The sequence below is a fragment of the Roseateles sp. P5_B10 genome (assembly GCF_056400485.1).
Map to the genome: position 1 here is coordinate 1 of NZ_JBFULE010001109.1, position 1,382 is coordinate 1,382.

2 protein-coding genes are annotated in these 1,382 nt (G+C 68.1%); both read right to left on the minus strand.

What is annotated here, in order from left to right; genetic code table 11:
• A partial coding sequence (locus tag AC1DU6_RS31255; protein WP_477862024.1) for an FAD-dependent monooxygenase occupies positions 1-271 on the minus strand: 271 nt, incomplete at its 3' end.
• Positions 264-1,382: biotin/lipoyl-containing protein (locus AC1DU6_RS31260; protein WP_477862026.1), on the minus strand; the 1,119-nt coding region annotated here is incomplete at its 5' end. The genes AC1DU6_RS31255 and AC1DU6_RS31260, both read right to left, overlap by 8 nt.

The window sequence follows — 1,382 nt, forward strand, 5'->3', positions numbered from 1 at the left end:
AGCGCCGGTAGCTCATGTCCAGCACCGCGCGGCCCGAGGGCGTGTCGCCGAACAAGCGGTCTACCCGCGTACCCAGCGCCAGCGCCTCGTCCAGCAGCCCCATGGCCGTGAGCACGCGCTGGCCGGTGGGCTGAAGCAGCAGGCCCGCACCGATGGGTTTGGGCTCGGGCACGGCCTCGTACAGATCAACAGCGACGCCGCGCTCGGCCAGACGAATCGCTGCGGCCGCGCCGGCGACACCGGCGCCGACGATGGCGACGGATTCAGGCAAAGCGCAGGATGGGCTGGTCTACCGACAGGCTCTCGCCCGGCTTGGCCAACACCTCGGCGACGGTCACGTCCTGCGCGGCGGTCAGGATGTTCTCCATCTTCATCGCCTCAATGACCGCCAGCCGCTCACCGGCCTGAACCGTCTGGCCGACCTGCGCAACTAGGTGCACGAGCAGCCCGGGCATGGGCGACAGCAGCAGTTTGGAGGTGTCCGGCGGTGCCTTGTAGGGCATCAACGTCTGCAATTCGGCCGCGCGCGGGCTCAGCACGGTCAGCTCGATCAACAGGCCGCCATGGTGGATGCGATAGGCCAGCGGGTTCTTCGCCGTGCCGCGCTCAGCCTGGGCGGTAAAGGCCAGGCCATTGACGGTGCCGGTGATGCGCACGTCGTTCAGGCGGGAGCTGGAAACGATGCGGTAGTCCTTGCCGCCCACCTGCACGCGTGCCTCGCCCAGCGCGCCCGCGTATTCGCTGATGTGCAGCGCATGGCGCTCGCTGTGGCCAGCGCCGAGATTGACGACGGCAACGTAGTCGTGCTCGATCTGCACCTCGTGGCCGCGCAACTGGCCGCTGATGCCGGCCTCGCGCTCACGTGCCTTGCGGCGGATGAAGCCGGCCAGCGCGACAAGGAAGAGCGGGTCGTCATGCGGCACATCCTCGGCCTTGAAGCCGCCGGCGTAGTGCTGGGCGATGAAGCCGGTGTTGAAGTCGCCGCTCGCAAAGTCCGGGTGGGCCAGCAGCGCCGCCTGGAAGGGGATGTTGCTGGACACGCCACGGATGACGAAGCCGTTCAGCGCCTCGCGCATCTTGGCGATGGCTTCGGCCCGGTCGCGGCCGTGCACGATGAGCTTGGCGATCATCGAGTCGTAGAACATCGGGATCTCGCCGCCCTCGTAGACGCCGGTGTCCACGCGCACGCCAAAGCGCTGCGGCTCGGCCTGCGTCATCGTCGTCTCGGGCGGCTGGTAGCGCACCAGGCGGCCGGTGCTGGGCAGGAAGTTGCGGAAGGGGTCTTCCGCATTGATGCGGCATTCGATGGCCCAACCTTCGCGCTTGATCTGCTCCTGCGTGAATGACAGCGGCTCGCCGGCGGCGACGCGAATCATCTGCTC